The sequence below is a fragment of the Bacillus sp. LJBV19 genome (assembly GCF_017797845.1).
GTDB lineage: Bacteria > Bacillota > Bacilli > Bacillales > Bacillaceae > Bacillus > Bacillus velezensis.
Map to the genome: position 1 here is coordinate 2,063,220 of NZ_CP072563.1, position 19,251 is coordinate 2,082,470.

The window sequence follows — 19,251 nt, forward strand, 5'->3', positions numbered from 1 at the left end:
TCAGCAGTTTCTTTCTTTTGTCATGCCGCCTTTTACATATGAATATATATGCTTCTGAAGGAGTTGAGCGAGTGTGAGCACAATTCATGAAAACGTCAGAAGCCGCCAAAAGAAAACCATCTCCCTATTAAGAGAAACGCAAAATGCGGACGGCTCATGGTCATTTTGTTTTGAAGGACCGATTTTGACAAACGCCTTTCTGATCCTCCTCCTCACTTCTCTTGGAGACAATGATAAAGAACTGATCGCTGAGCTTGCAGAAGGCATTCGCGCTAAACAGCGCCCGGACGGAACTTTTGCCAACTATCCTGATGACCGGAAAGGAAATGTGACCGCCACTGTACAGGGCTATGCCGGCTTGCTGGCTTCCGGTTTATATAGCCGTTCTGAGGCGCATATGATTCAGGCCGAACGCTTTATCATCTCAAATGGCGGCTTGCGCAACGTACACTTCATGACAAAGTGGATGCTTGCGGCAAACGGCCTTTATCCATGGCCCGCGCTGCATCTGCCATTATCTTTCTTAGTCATTCCCCCATCCTTCCCGCTGCATTTTTACCAGTTCAGTACATATGCCCGTATTCATTTTGTACCGATGGCCGTGACACTTAACAAAAGATTTTCGCTGAAAAATCCCAACGTTCCGTCTCTCGCGCATTTAGATCGGCATATGACTAAAAATCCGTTTACATGGCTTCGTTCCGATCAGGATGAGAACAGAGACCTCTCTTCTCTTTTCGCGCACTGGAAGCGGGTTTTGCAGATTCCTGCCGCTTTTCACCAGCTCGGTCTGCGTACGGCCAAAACGTATATGCTTGACCGGATTGAAGAAGACGGCACATTATACAGCTATGCGAGCGCCACTATTTTTATGGTGTACGGCCTGCTCGCTCTCGGTGTATCGCGCCACTCCCCCGTTATCAGAAAAGCGCTTGCCGGCACGAAAGCTTTGCTCACGTCTTGCGGCAATATACCGTACCTGGAAAATTCAACGTCGACCGTTTGGGATACGGCGCTTCTCAACTATGCGCTTATGAAAAGCGGCATCCCAGATAACGATCAAATGATAACCAGCGCCGCCCGGTTTCTGCGTGAACGGCAGCAGACGAAAGTCGCTGATTGGGCCGTTCACAACCCGCATGCTGAACCGGGAGGATGGGGTTTTTCAAACATCAATACAAATAATCCTGATTGTGATGACACAGCCGCAGTGCTCAAAGCCATTCCGCGAAAACGTTATCCCGCCTCATGGGAACGCGGACTGAGCTGGCTTTTGTCCATGCAAAACAGTGACGGCGGCTTCTCTGCTTTTGAGAAAAATGTCAATCATCCGCTGGTCCGCCTGCTGCCGCTGGAATCGGCTGAAGAAGCTGCCATCGATCCTTCAACAAGCGACTTAACCGGACGGGTGCTGCACTGTTTAGGAGAAGCGGGGCTTTCTTCTGATCACCCTCAGATTGAAAAAGCCGTCCAATGGCTGATCCGCCATCAAGAAGAGGACGGATCGTGGTACGGCAGATGGGGTGTCTGCTATATTTACGGCACATGGGCGGCGCTGACAGGGATGAAGGCTTGCGGCGTGAGCCAAAACCACCCGGCCGTGAAAAAAGCGATCCGCTGGCTGAAGTCCATTCAAAACGAGGACGGAAGCTGGGGGGAATCCTGTAAAAGTGCAGAAGAGAAAACCTATGTTCCGCTTTCTTACGGGACGCTTATACAGACGGCTTGGGCGGCCGAAGCTTTGCTGCAATACGAAAAACCTCATCATCAAGCCGTCACAAAAGGCATATCTTTTCTTATTGAAAACCGGCATTACGAAGGAGCCGCTTTCAGCTATCCGACTGGAATCGGCCTGCCGAAACAGTTTTACATCAGATATCACAGCTACCCGTATGTGTTTTCTTTGCTTGCGCTCAGCACTTTTATGAAAATGAGTGAAAAGGAGGAAGAAAAATGAAACGGCACGCTTATCAAACCGAGATGCTGAATTGGTGTGAAACCTTGAAGGAACAAGTCATTCAGCAAGGTCGGTTCGATCGCTTCGCGGCACAAATCGACCGGATTTTTCACACCCTTCAGGATGATGGATTAACGGAGGCGGAATGGTACGAACAGGCATCAGCACTTTACCGGGACATTACTGAACCCGAAGAGCCGGATGAGCGCAGAGCCTATGTGCCGATCGGCAAGCATGTCCTCCCTAAACTGCCATACAGTTATTCCGCACTGGAACCGTATATTTCAAGAGAGATTATGAAACTCCACCATACCAAACACCATCAGAGCTATGTTGACGGTCTGAATAAAGCAGAACTGGAGCTCAAAAAAGCGAGACAGACGAAACAGTACGACTTAGTGGCACATTGGGAGCGGCAATTGGCGTTTCACGGCGCGGGCCATTATTTGCACAGTATTTTCTGGTTTTCGATGAATCCAAACGGAAAAAGACGGCCGACGGGTGCACTCTTTCAAATGATTGATGTGTCATTCGGAAGCTATTCCGCTTTTAAAGAGCAATTTTCTCAAGCGGCGAAAAAAGTCGAAGGAGTCGGCTGGGCTATCCTAGTCTGGGCGCCGCGCGCCGGGCGGCTGGAGATTTTGGCCGCTGAGAAGCATCAGCTCTACAGCCAGTGGGACGTCATTCCTTTGCTTCCGCTGGATGTGTGGGAACACGCTTATTATTTACAATATAAAAACGACCGCGCGGCTTACGTGGATCAATGGTGGAATGTCGTTGATTGGCGGGAGGCGGAGAAACGGTTCGAGCAAGCGCACCGCGTGATATGGCCGCTTTATTAAAAAAGCCCCCGTCTTGAACGGGGGCGTGCTTCTTTTGGTTTAAAAAATACCAAGCACGTGCAGAAAAACGATAATAATGGCTACAGGAGCCACATAACGGATTAATAGGAGCCAGACTGCAAACCATTTTCGTTTTATACCGGAACCGCTTTTCAGTTCGTCAAACAACATCTGTTTCGGAATTTTCAGCGGTACGAAAACGGCAATTAAAAGCGCGCCCAGCGGCATTAAGACATTGCTGACCAGAAAATCCGCAGCGTCAAAAATACTGCGGTGAAAAAGAGAAACATCACTCAAAATTCCGTACGACAGCGCCGAAGGGACCCCGACAATAAATATAGCAAGTCCCCCGATCCATGCATACCGCTTCCGTTTTGCCGAATCGCCTTTTGACAAAACAGCAACTAAAATTTCAAGCATTGAAAAAGCCGATGTCAGCGTCGCAAATAAAAACAGCAGCAAAAAGGCGAGTAAAAACACGATGCCCAACGGCATTTGGTTAAAGACAGTCGGCAGCACGTTAAATAAAAGCTGCGGGCCTTGATCCGGCTTGAGGCCGAATGCAAACACCGCCGGAAAAATCGCCACTCCCGCCATCACAGCAACAAGGACATTTAATACCGTCACCGATACGGCGGATTGAACAATATTTTCTTCTTTTTCTAAATATGCGCTGTATGTAACCATTACGGACACTCCGACGCTTAACGAGAAAAATGATTGTCCCATCGCATATAAAATGGTATTGGCATCCATCGCGCCAAAATCAGGCATGAAGAAGAATTTTAATCCCTTCGCTGCATCATGCAGCGTAACGGAGCGGATCATTAAAAGAATAAACAGAATAAACAGAGCCGGCATCAGCACCTGGCTTACCTTTTCGATGCCGCTGCTCACCCCTTTTGCCACAACTAAAATCGTCAGCACGATAAACAGCAGCTGACCGAAAACCGCTGCATAAGGATTTGAAATGGTATCGATAAATAACGTATCAAACCCCGAAGAAAGCGATAAACCGCCTGTAAAGCCTTTTATAATGTAGATTAATATCCATCCCCCCACTACGCTGTAGAAGGATAATAGAATAAAACACGTAATGATTCCGAGATATCCGATCCAGTGCCACTTTTTCCCCGGCGCGAGCGCCTTATAGGATTCAACGGCGTTTTTTTGTGTTTTTCTGCCGATAATAAATTCAGCAAGCAAAAGCGGCAGTCCGATTAAAACAGTAAATAAAATAAAAACAAGCAGAAAAGCGCCGCCTCCGCTGGTTCCCGCTACGTAAGGGAACTTCCATATTGCGCCGAGCCCGATTGCAGAGCCGGCCGTAGCTAAAATAAATCCCAGCTTAGATGACCATTGATTAGCTTCTTTCACTTCAGCACTCCCAATTCATTTCAGTATAAAAATCAATTGTAAGAATATATGTCTGAATAGTCAAGAAGATGTTAGTTTACATAATAATTTTATTGAAAACTTATATTAAATATTGAATTATTCAGAAAATTATTTATAATGGAATACAGAAAAGTCAGTCATATTTTCTGACTGATTGATTGAATGTAAAAGGAGCTGTGTTTATGGAATGGCTGAAAAAAATAAGCGGGTTTGCGGGCCAAACCTTTGGCTTGTGGGTTATCGTCTTTGCCGGTTTAGGATTCGCCTGCCCTGATTTGTTTTCTTGGATCAGTTCTTATATGACGATTTTCCTTGGTATTATTATGTTTGGGATGGGGCTTACTCTTCAAGCAGACGATTTTAAAGAATTAATCAGAAAGCCTTGGCATGTCGTGATCGGAGTCGCTGCCCAGTTTACGATTATGCCGCTTACGGCTTTCTGTTTATCAATCGGGCTCCGCCTCCCCGCAGAAATCGCCGCGGGCGTCATTCTGGTCGGATGCTGTCCGGGCGGTACGGCATCAAACGTCATGACGTTTTTGGCGAAAGGCAATACGGCGCTTTCTGTTGCGGTCACCACGATCTCAACATTGCTTGCTCCTATTGTAACGCCGGCACTTATTATGCTGTTTGCGAAAGAGTGGCTCCCCGTTTCTTTCGGTTCACTGTTTGTTTCCATTATGCAAGCCGTGCTTTTGCCGATCGTCCTCGGGGTGATTGTGAAGCTGTTCTTCAAAAAACAGGTCGGACAAGCCGTGCACGCGCTTCCTCTCGTGTCGGTAATCGGCATCGTAGCGATTGTATCCTCTGTCGTCAGCGTAAATCGTGAGCATCTGCTTCAATCAGGACTGCTGATTGTGTCTGTGGTCATCTTACATAACGGAATCGGATATTTGTTAGGATTCCTGACTGCAAAGCTGTTCAAAATGGATTATGCTTCACAAAAAGCGATTGCGATCGAAGTCGGAATGCAAAACTCCGGACTGGGTGCAGCGCTTGCGACAGCGCATTTCTCCCCTTTGTCAGCCGTGCCGAGCGCAATTTTCAGCATATGGCACAATCTGTCGGGGTCTGTTCTTGCCACCTACTGGTCTAAGAAAAAAGAGAAAAACAGCACCGAAGAAGAAGAAACGGCAAAGATTCCGTTTTCATAACTGAACAAGGATAGGATAGGCTGGCCGCTCCTATCCTTTTTTATTCTGCAGATCACGAAACAGACGCAAAAGCGCTTTTTTCACATCCCCCTGAAATAGACCTCCATGATAACAAATCAATTGGCGGATATCGTAATCGAGCAGCCGCCGCACAGAACGGACCGCATCATCCATATGTAACGTATAGCTAGGATTAGCAAGGTTCAGCTTTCCGTCTTCAATGACGACCGCATCACCTGTAACCATAGTTTTTTCGGCAGGCAGATAAAGACTGATATGGCCGGGTGTATGACCCGGCGTGGCTACAACGCGAATGCCTCCGCACCAAGGCAGCAGCTCGCCGTCAGTAACTGTCCGGTGAACTGGAGCCGATTCGACTGATTGAAGCGAGCGGATGAACTGTTTTGCATAAGGCTTTGCATCCTCTGGCAATGAACAAAACGTTGATTCAGCCTGCTCAAGCCGTAAAGATTTTTTAGAGCCGTCAATATACGGCGCTTCACGCTCATGTGCTGTCACGCTGACATCCGGATGCAAACGGTATAATGCAGCGAGTGAGCCGATATGGTCTATGTCGTGATGCGTTACAATGATTTTTGTCAATGAATGAAGCGACATACCATGCCGGACAGCAGCATGTTGAAGATGGTTTGTAAAACCGGGATATCCGCAGTCTATTAATATCGTGTCATGTTCGTCTTGCAGAAGAACCGGAGTGATAGAATGCAATTCTTCATTATATTCAAATTCGATCTCAAGCGGATAACAGCTTTTCATATACATTCTCCCCTTCTCTCAATAAAAAAAGTACACTGCTTGTAAGGGCAGTGTACTTTTTGTCTGTCTCAAATTATCCTTCCAGCAACAGCTGTTCCGGATCTTCAAGCAGGTTTTTAATGGTGACAAGGAATCCGACCGCTTCTTTACCATCTACGATTCTGTGGTCGTATGATAAAGCGATGTACATCATCGGACGGTTTTCAGAGCGCTCCGCATCAATCGCTACTGGGCGCAGCTGAATTTTGTGCATACCTAAGATCCCAACCTGAGGGCTGTTTAGGATTGGTGTTGACATAAGCGATCCGAATGTACCTCCGTTTGTGATCGTGAAGGAGCCTCCTTGCAGCTCACCTAATGTTAATTTATTGTTTCGCGCTTTTTTCGCAAGTTCGCCGATCTCTCTTTCAATGCCGGCAAACGTCAGGCGGTCAGCGTCACGCACGACTGGGACGACAAGCCCTTCTTCAGCCGCGACAGCGATACCGATGTCATAGAATTTTTTCACGATCAGCTCATCGCCTTGAATTTCAGCGTTAAGGAGCGGGAATTTTTTCAATGCAGCCACGACGGCTTTTGTAAAGAACGACATGAAACCGAGTTTTACATCGTTTTGCTCAAGGAATTGGTCTTTACGGCGTTTTCTTAGATTCATAACGGCCGTCATGTCAACTTCGTTAAATGTAGTCAGCATCGCAGAAGTCTGCTGCACTTCAACCAATCGTTTCGCGATTGTCTGTCTGCGGCGGGACATTTTTTGCACTTCGACAGGTTTGTCAAAGCTTTGCTGTGTTTTTTGAGCCTGCTGTTTCGGCTGTGCCGCAGGTTTTGAAGCCGGTTTTTCATAAGCTTCCACATCTTGTTTGCGCACGCGGCCGAGCGGGTCCCCCGTCGGAATTTGTGATAGATCAATTCCTTTTTCCCTTGCCAGCTTGCGTGCAGCCGGAGACGCTATCGTTCTGGATTTCGCTTCTGATTGTGCTTCCTGGCTGACTTCTTGTGCAGCAGGTTCAGCTTTTGCTTCCTCTTTCGTTTGTTCATTAGCTGGAGCACTTTCTGAAGGGGCGGGTGCAGAACTTTCGCCAGCGCCTTCTGTAATGGTACCGATAATTTCTCCTACTTGGACGGTATCACCCGAATCTTTCAATACCTCTTTTAGAACACCCGATTCTTCTGCTGTCAATTCAACATTTACTTTGTCCGTCTCCAGTTCAAGCAAGTACTCACCCTGTTCTACATAATCACCGGGCTGCTTTAACCATTGGGCTATCGTTCCTTCTGAGATTGATTCTGCTAATTCAGGTACCTTAATTTCCGCCATTTTTTCATTTCCCCCTTAGTTTTTGCGAGTCAAGCTATCAGATACAATGCGTTCCTGTTCTTTTTTGTGGACTGTCGGATCTCCTTCTGCGGGACTGGATCGTCTTCTTCGGCCGATGTATTGGACATTTACTCCTTTTGGCGCGATTTCCGTCAGATACGGGCTGATATAACTCCATGCCCCCATGTTCTGCGGCTCTTCCTGAACCCAAACGATCTCTTGCAGGTTCGGCAGTTTGGCGAAAAGCTCCTTCGTATCTTTTGCCGGGAACGGATACAGCTGTTCGATTCTGGCAATATGAAGCCAATCCTTATCGCCTTCCATTTTGTTGAAGTGATCGCTGATATCAATTGACACTTTTCCGCTTGATAATACGACGCGAGTCACTTTTTCGTAAGCATGGGAAAGTCCGGACTGCTCATAGACAGGCTTGAATCGGCTTTCGCTCAGTTCCTGCACTTCAGATACCGTATTCGGGTTACGCAGCAGGCTCTTTGGCGTCATGATCACAAGCGGGCGGATTTCCTCACGAAGCAGCATTTTCGCTTGTCTTCTTAAAATGTGGAAATACTGAGCCGCACTTGTCAGGTTGGCCACCGTCCAGTTGTTTTCCGCCGCCAGCTGCAGGAACCGCTCGACGCGGCCGCTGGAGTGTTCAGGGCCCTGCCCTTCGTAACCGTGAGGCAGCAGCATGACCAGGCCTGATTTTTGTCCCCATTTTGCCCGTCCTGCAGATATGAATTGATCAAAATAGACTTGAGCCGCATTGGCAAAGTCCCCGTACTGCGCCTCCCACATCACAAGCGTTTCAGGCGAATACACGTTGTATCCATATTCAAAGCCGAGAACCGATCCTTCAGAGAGCGGGCTGTTATGCACCGTAAATGAAGCAGCGCAGTCGTCTAAGTGATGGAGGGCAACAAATTCTTCTCCTGTTTCGCTGTCATGCAGCACAAGGTTTCTTTGAGCGAACGTTCCGCGCTCTGAATCCTGTCCGGTCAGCCGGATCGGCGTGCCGTCTTTCAAAATGGAAGCAAACGCAAGCGATTCAGCCAATGACCATTCAACTTTACGGTCATCATCAAACGCTTTTGCACGTCTTTCCAGGATTCTTTTCAGCTTGCCGAACACGTTAAAAGATTCCGGCCAGTTGATAAGTTCGCCGTTCAGCTTGCGGAGAACATCAAAATCAATGGCTGTGTCAACGTCTGGAAAACCGTTGGACACCGGTTCCGGCAATTCAATTTCCCGTACGGCGTCTTCTTTTTTGGCGGGCACCTTTTTATAGGCGTCTTCAATACGTTTTGTCACTGCCGTTTCGATGTTTTGCGCTTTTTCCTCGCTGATCAGTCCTTCACTTACGAGTTTTTCCGCAAAGATCCGCTTGACAGTCGGGTGTTTTCTGACGGCGTCATACAGCATCGGCTGTGTCGTTGACGGCTCATCCATTTCATTGTGGCCGTACCGTCTGTACCCGATTAAATCGATTAAGAAATCTTTATTGAACCGCTTCCGGTATTCAACCGCAAATTTAACGGCTGACAGGCATGCTTCCGGATCATCCGCGTTGACGTGAACGATCGGGATTTCGTAGCCCTTCGCCAAATCACTGGCATATTTCGTGGACCGTGATTCATCGCTTTCTGTTGTAAAGCCGATCATATTATTGGCGATGATATGAATGGCCCCGCCGACCTGATAGCCTTTCAGAGAGCTTAAGTTCAGCGTCTCGGCGACAATGCCTTCTCCCGGAAACGCTGCGTCACCGTGAATTAAAATGGCGAGCGATTTTGTTTCGTCTTGAACCGGGTACCCCTTTTGCGTTCTTGTTTCCTGTGCCGCCCGCGTGCTTCCTTCCACAATCGGATTGATGAATTCCAAGTGGCTCGGGTTATTTGCAAGCGTAATCCGCGCGCTTTTGGTTTCAGCATCCTGAAGCTGTCTGTCTGCACCGAGGTGATATTTTACATCGCCCGTCCAGCCGTAGCTGATGCCGGTCGATCCTTCAGACGGCACAAGGTCTTTATTCGGCGCGTGCTGGAATTCTGAGAAAATAATCTCATACGGTTTGCCGAGCACATGCGCAAGCACATTTAAACGGCCTCTGTGCGCCATCCCGATATTGACATTGGTTGTGCCCGCTTTCACAGACTGAGCGATAATGTCGTCAAGAACCGGCACAAGCGCGTCTAATCCCTCAATTGAGAAACGCTTCTGACCGACGAATGTCCGGTGTAAAAATTGTTCAAATCCTTCTACTTCCGTCAGTCTTTCTAAAACGGCTGACAGTTTTTCCGGTGAATTTTTCCGGAACAGTTCTCCGGATTCGACCATTTTTGTAATCCATGCGCGCTCTTCGAAATCATGCACATGGTCAAACTCGAAGGAGATGGTTCTTTTATAGGTATTGCGTAAATGCTGGATGGCTTCTAAGCCGTTTGTTATATTGGCAGGTGCGTCTTTACAGATGACAGACGCGGGTATTGCTTTCATTTCTTCTTCTGTAAGCCCGTACTCGGATAACGGAAAGAGCTCGCTCTTTTTCGGATCCTTTCTGAGCGGATTGACGGAAGCGTTCAGATGGCCATAGGTTCGAATATCTTCTGCAAGTTTAACTGCTGCTGCGATCTTTTGAATCAGATCTGCGGTGACGCGTCCCTGTTCCTTTGTTCCCGATGCCTCTTTTATTTGGCTTGGCGGAGCGCCGAGTTCGTCAAACATGTCTTTCAGATCCGGATCAATGCTGTCTGGATCTTCAGCATATTGGTCGTACAGCTCCAGTGCGTAGCCGAGGTTCGGTCCGTAAAAATCTTCCCAATTCATTCTTTGTTTCATATTATTTTGAAACATTTGAATATTACCCCCAACCTAGATAATCAAGTGATCAATTCACTATCTTGAAATAACTTTTGAACGCTGTGCCCAAAATTATGTAATAAAAACGCTTCCAAGGATATTTTACCACTGATTGCGTTTGGATTCTACCTTGATTGTTCACAAAATAGTAAAAAAAACAGATCAATACCGAAAAAATTAAATCATTTTAAAATAAAAAGCGAAAAAGCATAGGAAAAAGCCTATCCTATGCTTTTATGAAGCAGTTTTTTCAAGAGCGGATACAGCACATCGGGCAGCTGATCGACATCCGGAACAAAAATACTGTACTTTCCGTACATATCCTGAATGGTTTTCATCTGTGATTCTTCTATCGCAGTATTGGACAGAAAAACATTTATGACTTCTATCCCTTTTTTTCTCGCTTCGATGACAGCCTCGCTCGTATCGACGATGCCGTTTTGTTCGTATCCGAATGCTGCCGGCTCTCCGTCTGAAAACACGATTAAAAATTTTTGCGCCTCACTCCGCCGCATCAGCTGTTTCGTCATTTGTCTGATGGCGTACCCGTCTCTGTTATCTTCTTCAGGCGCAAGCTGCATGATCAGCGGACCCGCCGCCTGCAGCAGCGACTCTTCAAACGGAATGACGGTATTGAAGAAATTCGGCTGGCTCGTTTCGGTCGCTTCGTTCGTATCCTCCCAAAATCCGACGATCTGGTGCGGTACAGACACTGCTTTCAAGGCTTCATGAAAAAGAACGATCCCTCTTTTTGTTTCATCCATTTTGTCGAACATGCTGGCCGAACAATCGACAAGCAATGTAAAAACGGCGTCAATGTCTGAAGACGGGTCCTGCTTTTTATAGAAAAGGCGCGGGTTCCGCTCCGTAAAATAGCGGATCAGTTTGCGATTCAGCCGGCCTGCGTGAAGGTCGGTCCGCGGGAGCGTTTTTTTGTGCTCAAGTGTTTTTTGTATCATCTGCTTCAGGCGTTTTTGATATGATTCTATCGTTTTTGCCTGTTCTTTATAAGACTGCTCCTCTTCAGGAGACGCTTTATGAGGCGTTTGATAAACCGGGAAGGCAAATTTGTTTTCTTTTCCGTCAGCCAGCCCCGCGCCCTTATGTTCATCCTGAATGGATTCAAGCGCTTCCAGTTTGGAGTAATCCTCTCTTTTCGTCTGACGTGCGGAACCTTGAACGGAGCCGAGCGCCTGGTCACCGTCATCGCCTTCTCTGGCCGCGTCTTTCCCAAGATCTGATTTCGCGCCGTGCTCAATATCAAATTGAAGGAAACTTTTTGACGGCGCTTCGGTTTCCCGGTGCCACGTATTCATTTTCTCTTCAAGGATTTCTTCATCTCCGTCGGAAGACTCAGGGAGCGTGAGATCGTCACTTAACGAAGGCGCTTTTTTTACGCTTTCGAATAAAGGCTCTTCAGCCGCTTTTTCGTAATCAAGTTCCGGCAGAAAAAAGTACGTGTTCAGCATATCTTTCTCAAGCACTTCATCAAGGCCTTCCATGAGGTCTTCCGTTATTCTTGCGATTTGTTCCGTAGAATCCGCCTCATACACCCGGATGAGCTGACGTTCAATATACGGTATCATCATATCAATATTTTCATGCATGGAAGGAATGTCTTCAAGCGGAGACTCAGCCGTCAGCTTGACAAACATCGCGCAATACAAAGCGTCGGTGAAAATGCTCCGTTCTAAATTCAATGTCAGCTGCGTCGTGAAATATTTCCTGTACATCTCCCTCCGCTTCTGAAAAACACGTTTCGTTCCCGGCCGTTCTTTTTTGATCAGCTCTTCAATTCTGATATCCTCAAGCAGCATAAACAGCTGCTTGGCAAAGCTTTGGCGGGTGAAGTGCCGGTGAACGTCATTTAAAAACCCCGCAAATTCCCGAAATGAGCTGCTGCGTGTTCCGACAGCGCGCAAATAGACATCGCTTTTCAGGCCGGCTTCCATATCCCCGGCTGATCGGTCTTTCCAAAAGTGGCTCATGTAAATTTTCTTTTCAAAGGGATTGTAGTAAGACTGCACGCCGTATTCCACTTCAACTTCACTGCTTCTGGTCAGTGTTTTGGCCAGGTCAGTCAGCATCATGAACAAAAACGAATCAATCGTGCTGTCGTTAAATTTGATAAACTTCATTGTATATCCCTCATTCGAACAGCGTTTCTGCAATATTTCTGACAGCGGCTTTTTCCCTGTCGTCGTCAAGTTTTTCTACGATGCCTCTTTCAATCGCCCGTTTCGGCGGGATGTACGCAGCCAAGTCGCACGTATCAATGAGAGCCCTGATGGACGCCGCTTCTTCTGACACTTGTCCGTTATGCGCTTGTGCGATTAAATCAGAAGACAGCGTCATAAAGCGTTCAATTAATTTCTCATCTTTTAAGACAGACTGAGAGGTCAGCACCTGTTTCAGGAGGCTTCCTTTAATATACGGAACATCAATGATGACAAAACGGTTTTTAAGGGCTTCGTTCAGCGGAACGGTGCCGACGTAGCCTTCATTAATCGCGGCGATAACACCGAATCCTTCGCTTGCCTTAATCACTTCTCCTGTAAAGGGATTTGTCATCATTTTTCTGTAATCAAGCACGCCGTTTAGAATCGGAAGGGTTTCAGGCTTTGCCATATTGATTTCGTCAATGTATAAAAAATGTCCCTCGTTCATTGCGGTTGTTACAGGTCCGGGAACGAATTCAATTGTCGCCTGTCCCTGTTCATTTTCAATCGTTTTATAGCCGACAAGCGCTTCTGCATCGAGGTCTACGGAGCAGTTGACGCTGTGCATCGGTTTATGAAAATAGTTCGAAAGCGTTTCCGCCAATTTTGTTTTCCCTGAACCCGTCGGTCCTTTTAATAAGATATTTTTTCCCATTGCCAAAGCGATGACGGCATCGAATACAATCGCTTTATCTTCGGCCTCATAGCCTGATGATCCGATTAAATCCCGGAATTCTTGGGAAACGGGATGATTTTGATAAGCCTGCAGTTTGTTTTGTATATCTTCCGGAAGTGATAGGTGCTGTAATTCTGAAGTCATAGGTGATGTTTCCTTTCCATTTGTATTCCATAACCGAGTATACTAAAAAAGCCCTTGTATACTCAATACAAAAGGGCTCATTCCCTGCGGGCGCTTTTTGTCAGGGGAGCGCAGGCGATTCTGGCTCCGGAATTTCCGCTCGGGTTTGTTAAATAATCGTCCGTATGTTCATGGATGACGAACGCGCTTCCGTCCCGGTCGAGCAGGCTGAGTCTGCTCCCTTCTTTTAATGAAGTTTGCGGCGCGTTCATAATGACATCCACTTTACCGTCAGCCCCCACTTCAAGATTGGGGAGATCCCCGGCGTGATGACCCATCGGATTGTTAAAGCCGTGCTCTTTGTTCAAAGGGTTGAACGGACCGCCGGCTGATTCGAAATCAGGTGCCTGACATGTCCCTTTTTCATAAATATGAAATCCGAGAGAAGTGCCGGGCGGCAGATGCCCCGCTGATATATGAATGTCTGATCCTTCATCATCAGATTCCCTCACTTCGATATATCCGATCGTTTTTCCGTTTTGATTGATGAGTCCGGCATGCTCACGGTATGCAGATGCTTCCAATGCGCGGCTTTCCTCATGTTTTTTGGGCGGAACAGGAGCGGGTCTCCCCCCGCAGCCGCAAAGCGTAATTGATGCGAGCATGAGAAAAAGCAAGAGACGATTCATGCTTCCTCCCCCTTATTTTTTTACCCATCAGTCTTGTCAAAACGTGAAAATGGTAAACAAAAAAAAGCCCCGAAAGGCTTTTTTTAAAAATAACTGCGCGCTCCTAAATACGCTTTTTTCCAATACGGATTGCTTAAGTTTGAAACTTCAACCCCGGAGGAGCTTGCGTGAATAAAATCTCCTCCGCCCAAATACATTCCCATATGAGAAGGGCCCGCTTTATATGTCGTAAAGAAGACGAAGTCGCCAGCTGACGGCTGGCTGATATGTTTCATCGTATTCCAATATCCGGCCGTGCTCAGACGGGAAACAGAGCTTACCTTATTTAAAAGGTAATAGATGTAACCGCTGCAATCGAAGCCCGCAGGCGTATTGCCTCCCCAGCGGTAAGGCACGCCGACATGTTTTTTCGCCTCGCCTATCATTCTGTCAATCTTTGACCCTGTCACCGGAGGTTCGGGAGTATTCGGCTTGTTTGGCTTTGCCGGTTTGTTATCCGGCTGCCGCACAGGATCTTCTGTTTTTCCCGTTCCGTTAATCACCAGAACTTGTCCGATTTGAAGCACATCAGTTGTCAATTTATTTTTTTCTCTGATGAGCTGAGCGGTGATGCCGAACCGATTAGCAATTTTCCAGAGGGAATCGCCTGCTTTTACTTTGTAAGTGGATGGCTTCTCAGAAGGGTTTGAATGAGATGGCGGTGTTGTGCCGCTGTTTCCGTTATGTGAACCTTTGATCTTTAACACTTGATTCGGATACAGCATGTCTGATGTTAATTGATTCAGCTTTTTCAGTTCGGCGATGGTGACGCCGGTTTGATTGGCGATTTTCCACAGCGAGTCACCCGGCTTCACAGTGTAAGTCCCTGATGCGCCTTTATCAGGCTTTGTCTGTCTGCCGCCTCCGTCCGTGCCGCCGGCAGACCCTTTAATTTTCAGTTTCTGGCCGGGATAGATGACATCTGAACTCAAACGGTTCAGGCTTCTCAGCTCAGAAACGCTCATTTTGTATTTTTTTGCGATCACCCATAATGAGTCTCCGTATGTAACTGTGTAAGCACCCGTGCTTCTTTTTCCTTTTTGACCCGTTTTATGTGTGCCGCTGCCGTCAGGAATGTGCAGCCGCTGTCCTGGGTGGAGTATCGTTGATTTCAGTTTATTTTCCGCCTGCAGGGCTGAAATACTTGTATGATATTGCCGGGAAAGCTTCCAAAGAGAGTCGCCGCTTTTTACTTGAATGGTTTTTGCTTCAGCGGGATGCACGGCGAAGGTTGAAGTCATTACTGCAGATACAGCCAGACCGGCTGCGAATTTTTTCTTCATATAACGAAAAACCTCCTATTTATCATTGCTGAAAGGGACGTTCCTTTTCTTTGGACGCCGCCTGTTATGCAGGATTCATTCAGAAGTCGACATCATTTCCGATTCATTTGGCCTTAGATCATCACCAATGCCACACATTTTACATAAATTGAGAACATTTCACAAAAGACTTTAGAATCATTTTCATAACATGGCTTTTTTCCGCGACATTCCACCTTTCTTGTCTGTTTTTCATACAATTCTCTTTACGGCGTGAAAAATCCTCCCGAAAAACAATCAAAAAAAGCCCGCTTCCTTTAAAGGAAGCGGGTGACGGCTGATTACAGAACCCGGGTCTCGGCAGTTTTCACGTCTTCTGCTATCAATTCCGCTGCACGCTGTGCTCCGCCGGCCGCTTTCAGGGATTCTCCGATTTCAGAAGCTTTTGTCTGATATTCAGGATTTTCGCTCAATTCTTTTATTGCTTCAGTGAGCAGTTCCGCTGTTACATCTTCTTTTTTAAACATCTTGCCCGCGCCCGTGTTTTCCACTTGGCTTCCGACGGCGAACTGATCTGCGCCCATCGGAATGACGATCATCGGGGTTTTGTAGTAAAGCCCTTCGCTCGTACTGTTCATTCCGCCGTGAGTGATAAATAAGTCCGCTCTCTTCAGGATCTCAAGCTGCGGAACATAAGGCTTTACAATGACATTCTCAGGAATTTCATCAAGCTCCGCCGGATCAAGATGTTTGCCGATTGACATGACGGCTTTTCCGTTAAAGTTTCTGGCCGCTTTTAAGCATTTATTAAACAATTCCTTCTGATTGTTAAAAATCGTGCCCATGGAAATAAACAGGACTTTTTCTCCTTCAAGCTGTTCAAACGGGAAATCTTGAGCCGCCGCCCTTTCGGTTATGGACGGACCGACAAAGAGATAAGAATCGCCAAACTCTTCTTCTTTCGGCTGAAACGCTCTTGAAGTAAACACGATGGTTTTTCTGCCGTCATTTGAGAAAATATCATACGGCGTTTTAATGTCTGCGCTGAATTCTTCATTGAGCCGGCTGACCGCTTCGGTATAAGCCGGATAATGAGATGATTCCTCTGATACAAGGTTTGTATTTGAAAACACTTCTTTAATAAATGCTTCATTCATTGCAAATGTCGTACAAAGTGAATATGCCGGCAGTTTCAGCTGGTTTCTCACGAGCCTTCCTGCCAGAAAATGATGATCATACAGGATGTAGTCGTAGGATTCATCCTTTACTTCTTCAAGAATACGGAGAGCGGCTTTTTTGGAAGTCTCAATCATTAATAGTAAAAACTCGGTAGCGTCCCGCTGTTCATCACCCGTTGCGTTTTTTCCGAATTCATCTTTTCGGAAATCTTCATATTCACGGAATTCCGCTCCGCTTGACGCGATTTTGTTCTCATATTCCTTTACGCCGTAATATACGACATGTTCCCCTTTTGCCTTCAGTTCTTTTACGACGCCTAAAGACGGATTGATATGGCCTTCTCCCGGAAAGCCGATCATCAATACATTTGCCATCTTTCCACTCCCTATTCTTTTAAATTTTATGTATATTTAAACGATAACATCAATACAGAAAAAGGTAAAGATGTTCACCTTATTAATATTAAATGGGTACAATATTCCCATTTTCTTATTATTTCGTATGAAGCGCCCGCGACGAAACAAGCGGATACAGTCCGCCGTCTTTAGCAAAGGACATTTTTCCCGTTTCTTCTGAAACAACGAGCACGAGTGCATCAGTCACGGCCGAAAGTCCCATCGCGGCCCTGTGGCGCGTCCCGTATTTGAGATCGACATGTTTTGTTGTGAGCGGAAGCACATTGGCTGCTGATACAACCCGGTTTTCTCTGACCAATACGGCTCCGTCGTGAAGCGGATTGCCGGGATAAAAAATACTCTCAATTAAAGCTGAACTGATCTCGGCATGCAGGCTGGTCCCTTTTTGTATTATTCCGTCCAGCGGATCTGCACGTTCAATCACAATCAGCGCTCCGTGTTTTTCTTCCGCCAGATGCTGCACGGCCCTCGCCAGCTCTGTATAGGAAGGCGTAAAATGTTCGATATATGACTGCAGGTAAAACGACGAAGCGACAGCCTGCATTTCCTGAAACGTATGTCCCAGTTCATCTAATTCGCAAAGAAGGCATTGGTCTTTTTCATCCAATGTCCGCAGTATCATTCCGGCATCCTCCGTAATTTGTTTCAAATACGTTTGAACGGCAGCGGTAAACGCGCTTTCCGTCATTTGAGTGTGGCGCATGTCACATCAGCTCCTTTCCCCTATTTTCTGCATCGTGCGCATGGATATGCGCCGCTGTGTGCACCATAATCATGAAAGGAGGCGCACATCATATGGAATTCGCACGGCTGATGCAATATATCTGCACCTTTTTAGGGGTCATTTCACTTTCATTCATTTATGCCAAGATGTTTAAAAAGCCGAAATCGGACAAAAAAGAGTAGGCCGGCTTTCATTGCTTTTTATACATAAAATGTTATAATTTCTCTCGTTAAAATAAAGAAACGGGGAACCTAACTTGAGAGAAACGAACACGATCGGCCAAAAGGTCAGACAGCTGTTACATATCTTCATTCCGATTTTAATCACACAGGCGGGCCTTTCCCTGATCACCTTTTTGGATACGGTGATGTCAGGGAAAGTGAGCGCCGCCGATTTAGCCGGGGTTGCAATCGGTTCAAGCCTGTGGACGCCGGTTTATACGGGCCTTGCAGGAATATTAATGGCCGTTACGCCCGTTGTTTCGCAGCTGTTTGGAGCCGGCAGACAAAAGGAAGTGCCGTTTTCCGTCATCCAGGCCGTTTATGTAGCGGCCGTTCTCAGTGCGGCGGTTATCCTGATCGGCTTTTTCACCGTTGATATGATCTTGGGACATTTGGGCCTGGAACCTCGTGTCCGGACGATCGCAAAACACTTTTTAGGCTTTTTATCCCTCGGTATTTTTCCTTTGTTTGTGTACACCGTTTTGCGCTCGTTTATTGATGCACTCGGCAAAACGCGAGTCACAATGCTTATTACGCTTTGCTCATTGCCTATTAATTTTGTTTTAAATTATGTATTTATTTTCGGGAAATTCAACATGCCGGCATTGGGCGGAGTCGGTGCGGGGCTCGCTTCCGCCCTGACTTACTGGTGTATTTGCGCCATCAGCTTTTTTATCGTCTGCAGATTTGAGCCGTTTGCCGGGTACTCTGTATTTCGGAAACTGTACCGTTTTTCTCCGTCTGAATGCAGAAAGCTTTTGAAAATCGGTTTGCCTATCGGTTTTGCGGTATTTTTTGAAACGAGCATTTTTGCGGCTGTCACACTGCTTATGAGCCATTTTCAGACGGTGACGATTGCAGCCCACCAGGCGGCAATGAATTTTGCTTCCCTCTTGTATATGCTGCCGCTCAGCGTATCCATGGCCATGACCATTTTAGTCGGCTTTGAAGCAGGCGCAAATCGCTATAGAGATGCCCGCTCATACAGCTATATCGGGATCGTGATGGCGCTTAGTTTTTCTTTATGCACGGCGGCTTTCATTTTACTGTTCAGGCCGCAAATCGCCGGAATGTATACATCAGATCCGGCGGTGCTCATGTTGACGCAGCACTTTTTAATCTATGCGCTGTTTTTCCAGCTTTCTGATGCCGTAGCAGCTCCGATACAAGGCGCTCTGAGAGGATATAAGGATGTCAACTATACACTCAGCGCGGCTTTTGTTTCGTATTGGATTATCGGGCTTCCGCTCGGTTACGCAGTCGGCACTTATACGGGCCTCGGGGCATACGGCTACTGGATCGGGTTAATTGCAGGACTTGCCGCAGGAGCTGTCGGTTTATTCTTCAGACTGATGAAACTGCAAAAGCGTTATGTGAAAAAAATGATGATTTTATAAA

Annotated in this window: 14 protein-coding genes; 4 read left to right on the top strand and 10 right to left on the bottom strand. The window is 46.8% G+C overall.

The window, feature by feature from the left end; translation table 11 throughout:
* Positions 1–73 precede the first annotated feature (73 nt).
* Complete coding sequence (locus tag J6600_RS09720; protein WP_209387342.1) at positions 74–1,957, top strand: terpene cyclase/mutase family protein; 1,884 nt, start codon at positions 74–76, stop codon at positions 1,955–1,957.
* The gene (locus J6600_RS09725) at positions 1,954–2,799 is read left to right on the top strand and encodes a superoxide dismutase (protein WP_007611962.1); all 846 of its coding nucleotides are present in this window, start codon (positions 1,954–1,956) and stop codon (positions 2,797–2,799) included. The genes J6600_RS09720 and J6600_RS09725 overlap by 4 nt, the downstream gene beginning before the upstream one ends.
* 39 nt (positions 2,800–2,838) lie before the next feature.
* Here the strand turns inward: J6600_RS09725 and J6600_RS09730 are convergent, their stop codons facing one another.
* Positions 2,839–4,176 carry a sodium-dependent transporter gene (locus tag J6600_RS09730; protein WP_061862282.1) on the bottom strand — a complete coding sequence of 446 codons (1,338 nt, stop codon included), beginning with the start codon at positions 4,174–4,176 and terminating at the stop codon, positions 2,839–2,841.
* A 203-nt stretch (positions 4,177–4,379) separates the two neighbouring features.
* On the opposite strand from J6600_RS09730, the gene J6600_RS09735 reads away from it, so the two are divergent.
* A complete protein-coding gene (locus J6600_RS09735) occupies positions 4,380–5,351 on the top strand; it encodes a bile acid:sodium symporter family transporter (RefSeq protein WP_095272744.1) in 972 nt (323 codons plus the stop codon).
* A gap of 30 nt (positions 5,352–5,381) precedes the next feature.
* Here the strand turns inward: J6600_RS09735 and J6600_RS09740 are convergent, their stop codons facing one another.
* The 9 genes from J6600_RS09740 to cdaS all read right to left on the bottom strand — a co-directional run bounded on the left by J6600_RS09740 (position 5,382) and on the right by cdaS (position 17,611).
* Positions 5,382–6,128 (bottom strand): MBL fold metallo-hydrolase, encoded by a 747-nt coding sequence (locus J6600_RS09740; RefSeq protein ID WP_209387343.1) that lies wholly within the window; start codon positions 6,126–6,128, stop codon positions 5,382–5,384.
* Positions 6,129–6,201: 73 nt separating this feature from the next.
* A complete protein-coding gene (gene odhB, locus J6600_RS09745; protein ID WP_014418119.1) occupies positions 6,202–7,449 on the bottom strand; it encodes a 2-oxoglutarate dehydrogenase complex dihydrolipoyllysine-residue succinyltransferase in 1,248 nt (415 codons plus the stop codon).
* 15 nt (positions 7,450–7,464) lie between these two features.
* Entirely contained in the window at positions 7,465–10,299 is a 2,835-nt protein-coding gene (sucA, locus tag J6600_RS09750) for a 2-oxoglutarate dehydrogenase E1 component (RefSeq protein WP_022553224.1), read from the bottom strand.
* A gap of 227 nt (positions 10,300–10,526) precedes the next feature.
* Positions 10,527–12,443 carry a nitric oxide reductase activation protein NorD gene (locus J6600_RS09755; protein ID WP_209387344.1) on the bottom strand — a complete coding sequence of 639 codons (1,917 nt, stop codon included), beginning with the start codon at positions 12,441–12,443 and terminating at the stop codon, positions 10,527–10,529.
* Positions 12,444–12,453: 10 nt separating this feature from the next.
* Complete coding sequence (locus J6600_RS09760) at positions 12,454–13,344, bottom strand: AAA family ATPase (protein ID WP_209387345.1); 891 nt, start codon at positions 13,342–13,344, stop codon at positions 12,454–12,456.
* Between the two features lie 77 nt (positions 13,345–13,421).
* Positions 13,422–14,012 carry a superoxide dismutase family protein gene (locus J6600_RS09765; protein WP_095060687.1) on the bottom strand — a complete coding sequence of 197 codons (591 nt, stop codon included), beginning with the start codon at positions 14,010–14,012 and terminating at the stop codon, positions 13,422–13,424.
* A gap of 83 nt (positions 14,013–14,095) precedes the next feature.
* Positions 14,096–15,334, bottom strand: coding sequence for a C40 family peptidase (locus tag J6600_RS09770; protein ID WP_209387346.1), 1,239 nt, complete (start codon positions 15,332–15,334; stop codon positions 14,096–14,098).
* 320 nt (positions 15,335–15,654) lie between these two features.
* Positions 15,655–16,866 carry a macrolide family glycosyltransferase gene (locus J6600_RS09775; RefSeq protein ID WP_209387347.1) on the bottom strand — a complete coding sequence of 404 codons (1,212 nt, stop codon included), beginning with the start codon at positions 16,864–16,866 and terminating at the stop codon, positions 15,655–15,657.
* A 118-nt stretch (positions 16,867–16,984) separates the two neighbouring features.
* A complete protein-coding gene (gene cdaS / locus J6600_RS09780) occupies positions 16,985–17,611 on the bottom strand; it encodes a sporulation-specific diadenylate cyclase CdaS (RefSeq protein ID WP_209387348.1) in 627 nt (208 codons plus the stop codon).
* 277 nt (positions 17,612–17,888) lie between these two features.
* On the opposite strand from cdaS, the gene J6600_RS09785 reads away from it, so the two are divergent.
* Positions 17,889–19,250, top strand: coding sequence for an MATE family efflux transporter (locus J6600_RS09785; protein ID WP_209387349.1), 1,362 nt, complete (start codon positions 17,889–17,891; stop codon positions 19,248–19,250).
* Position 19,251 lies beyond the last annotated feature (1 nt).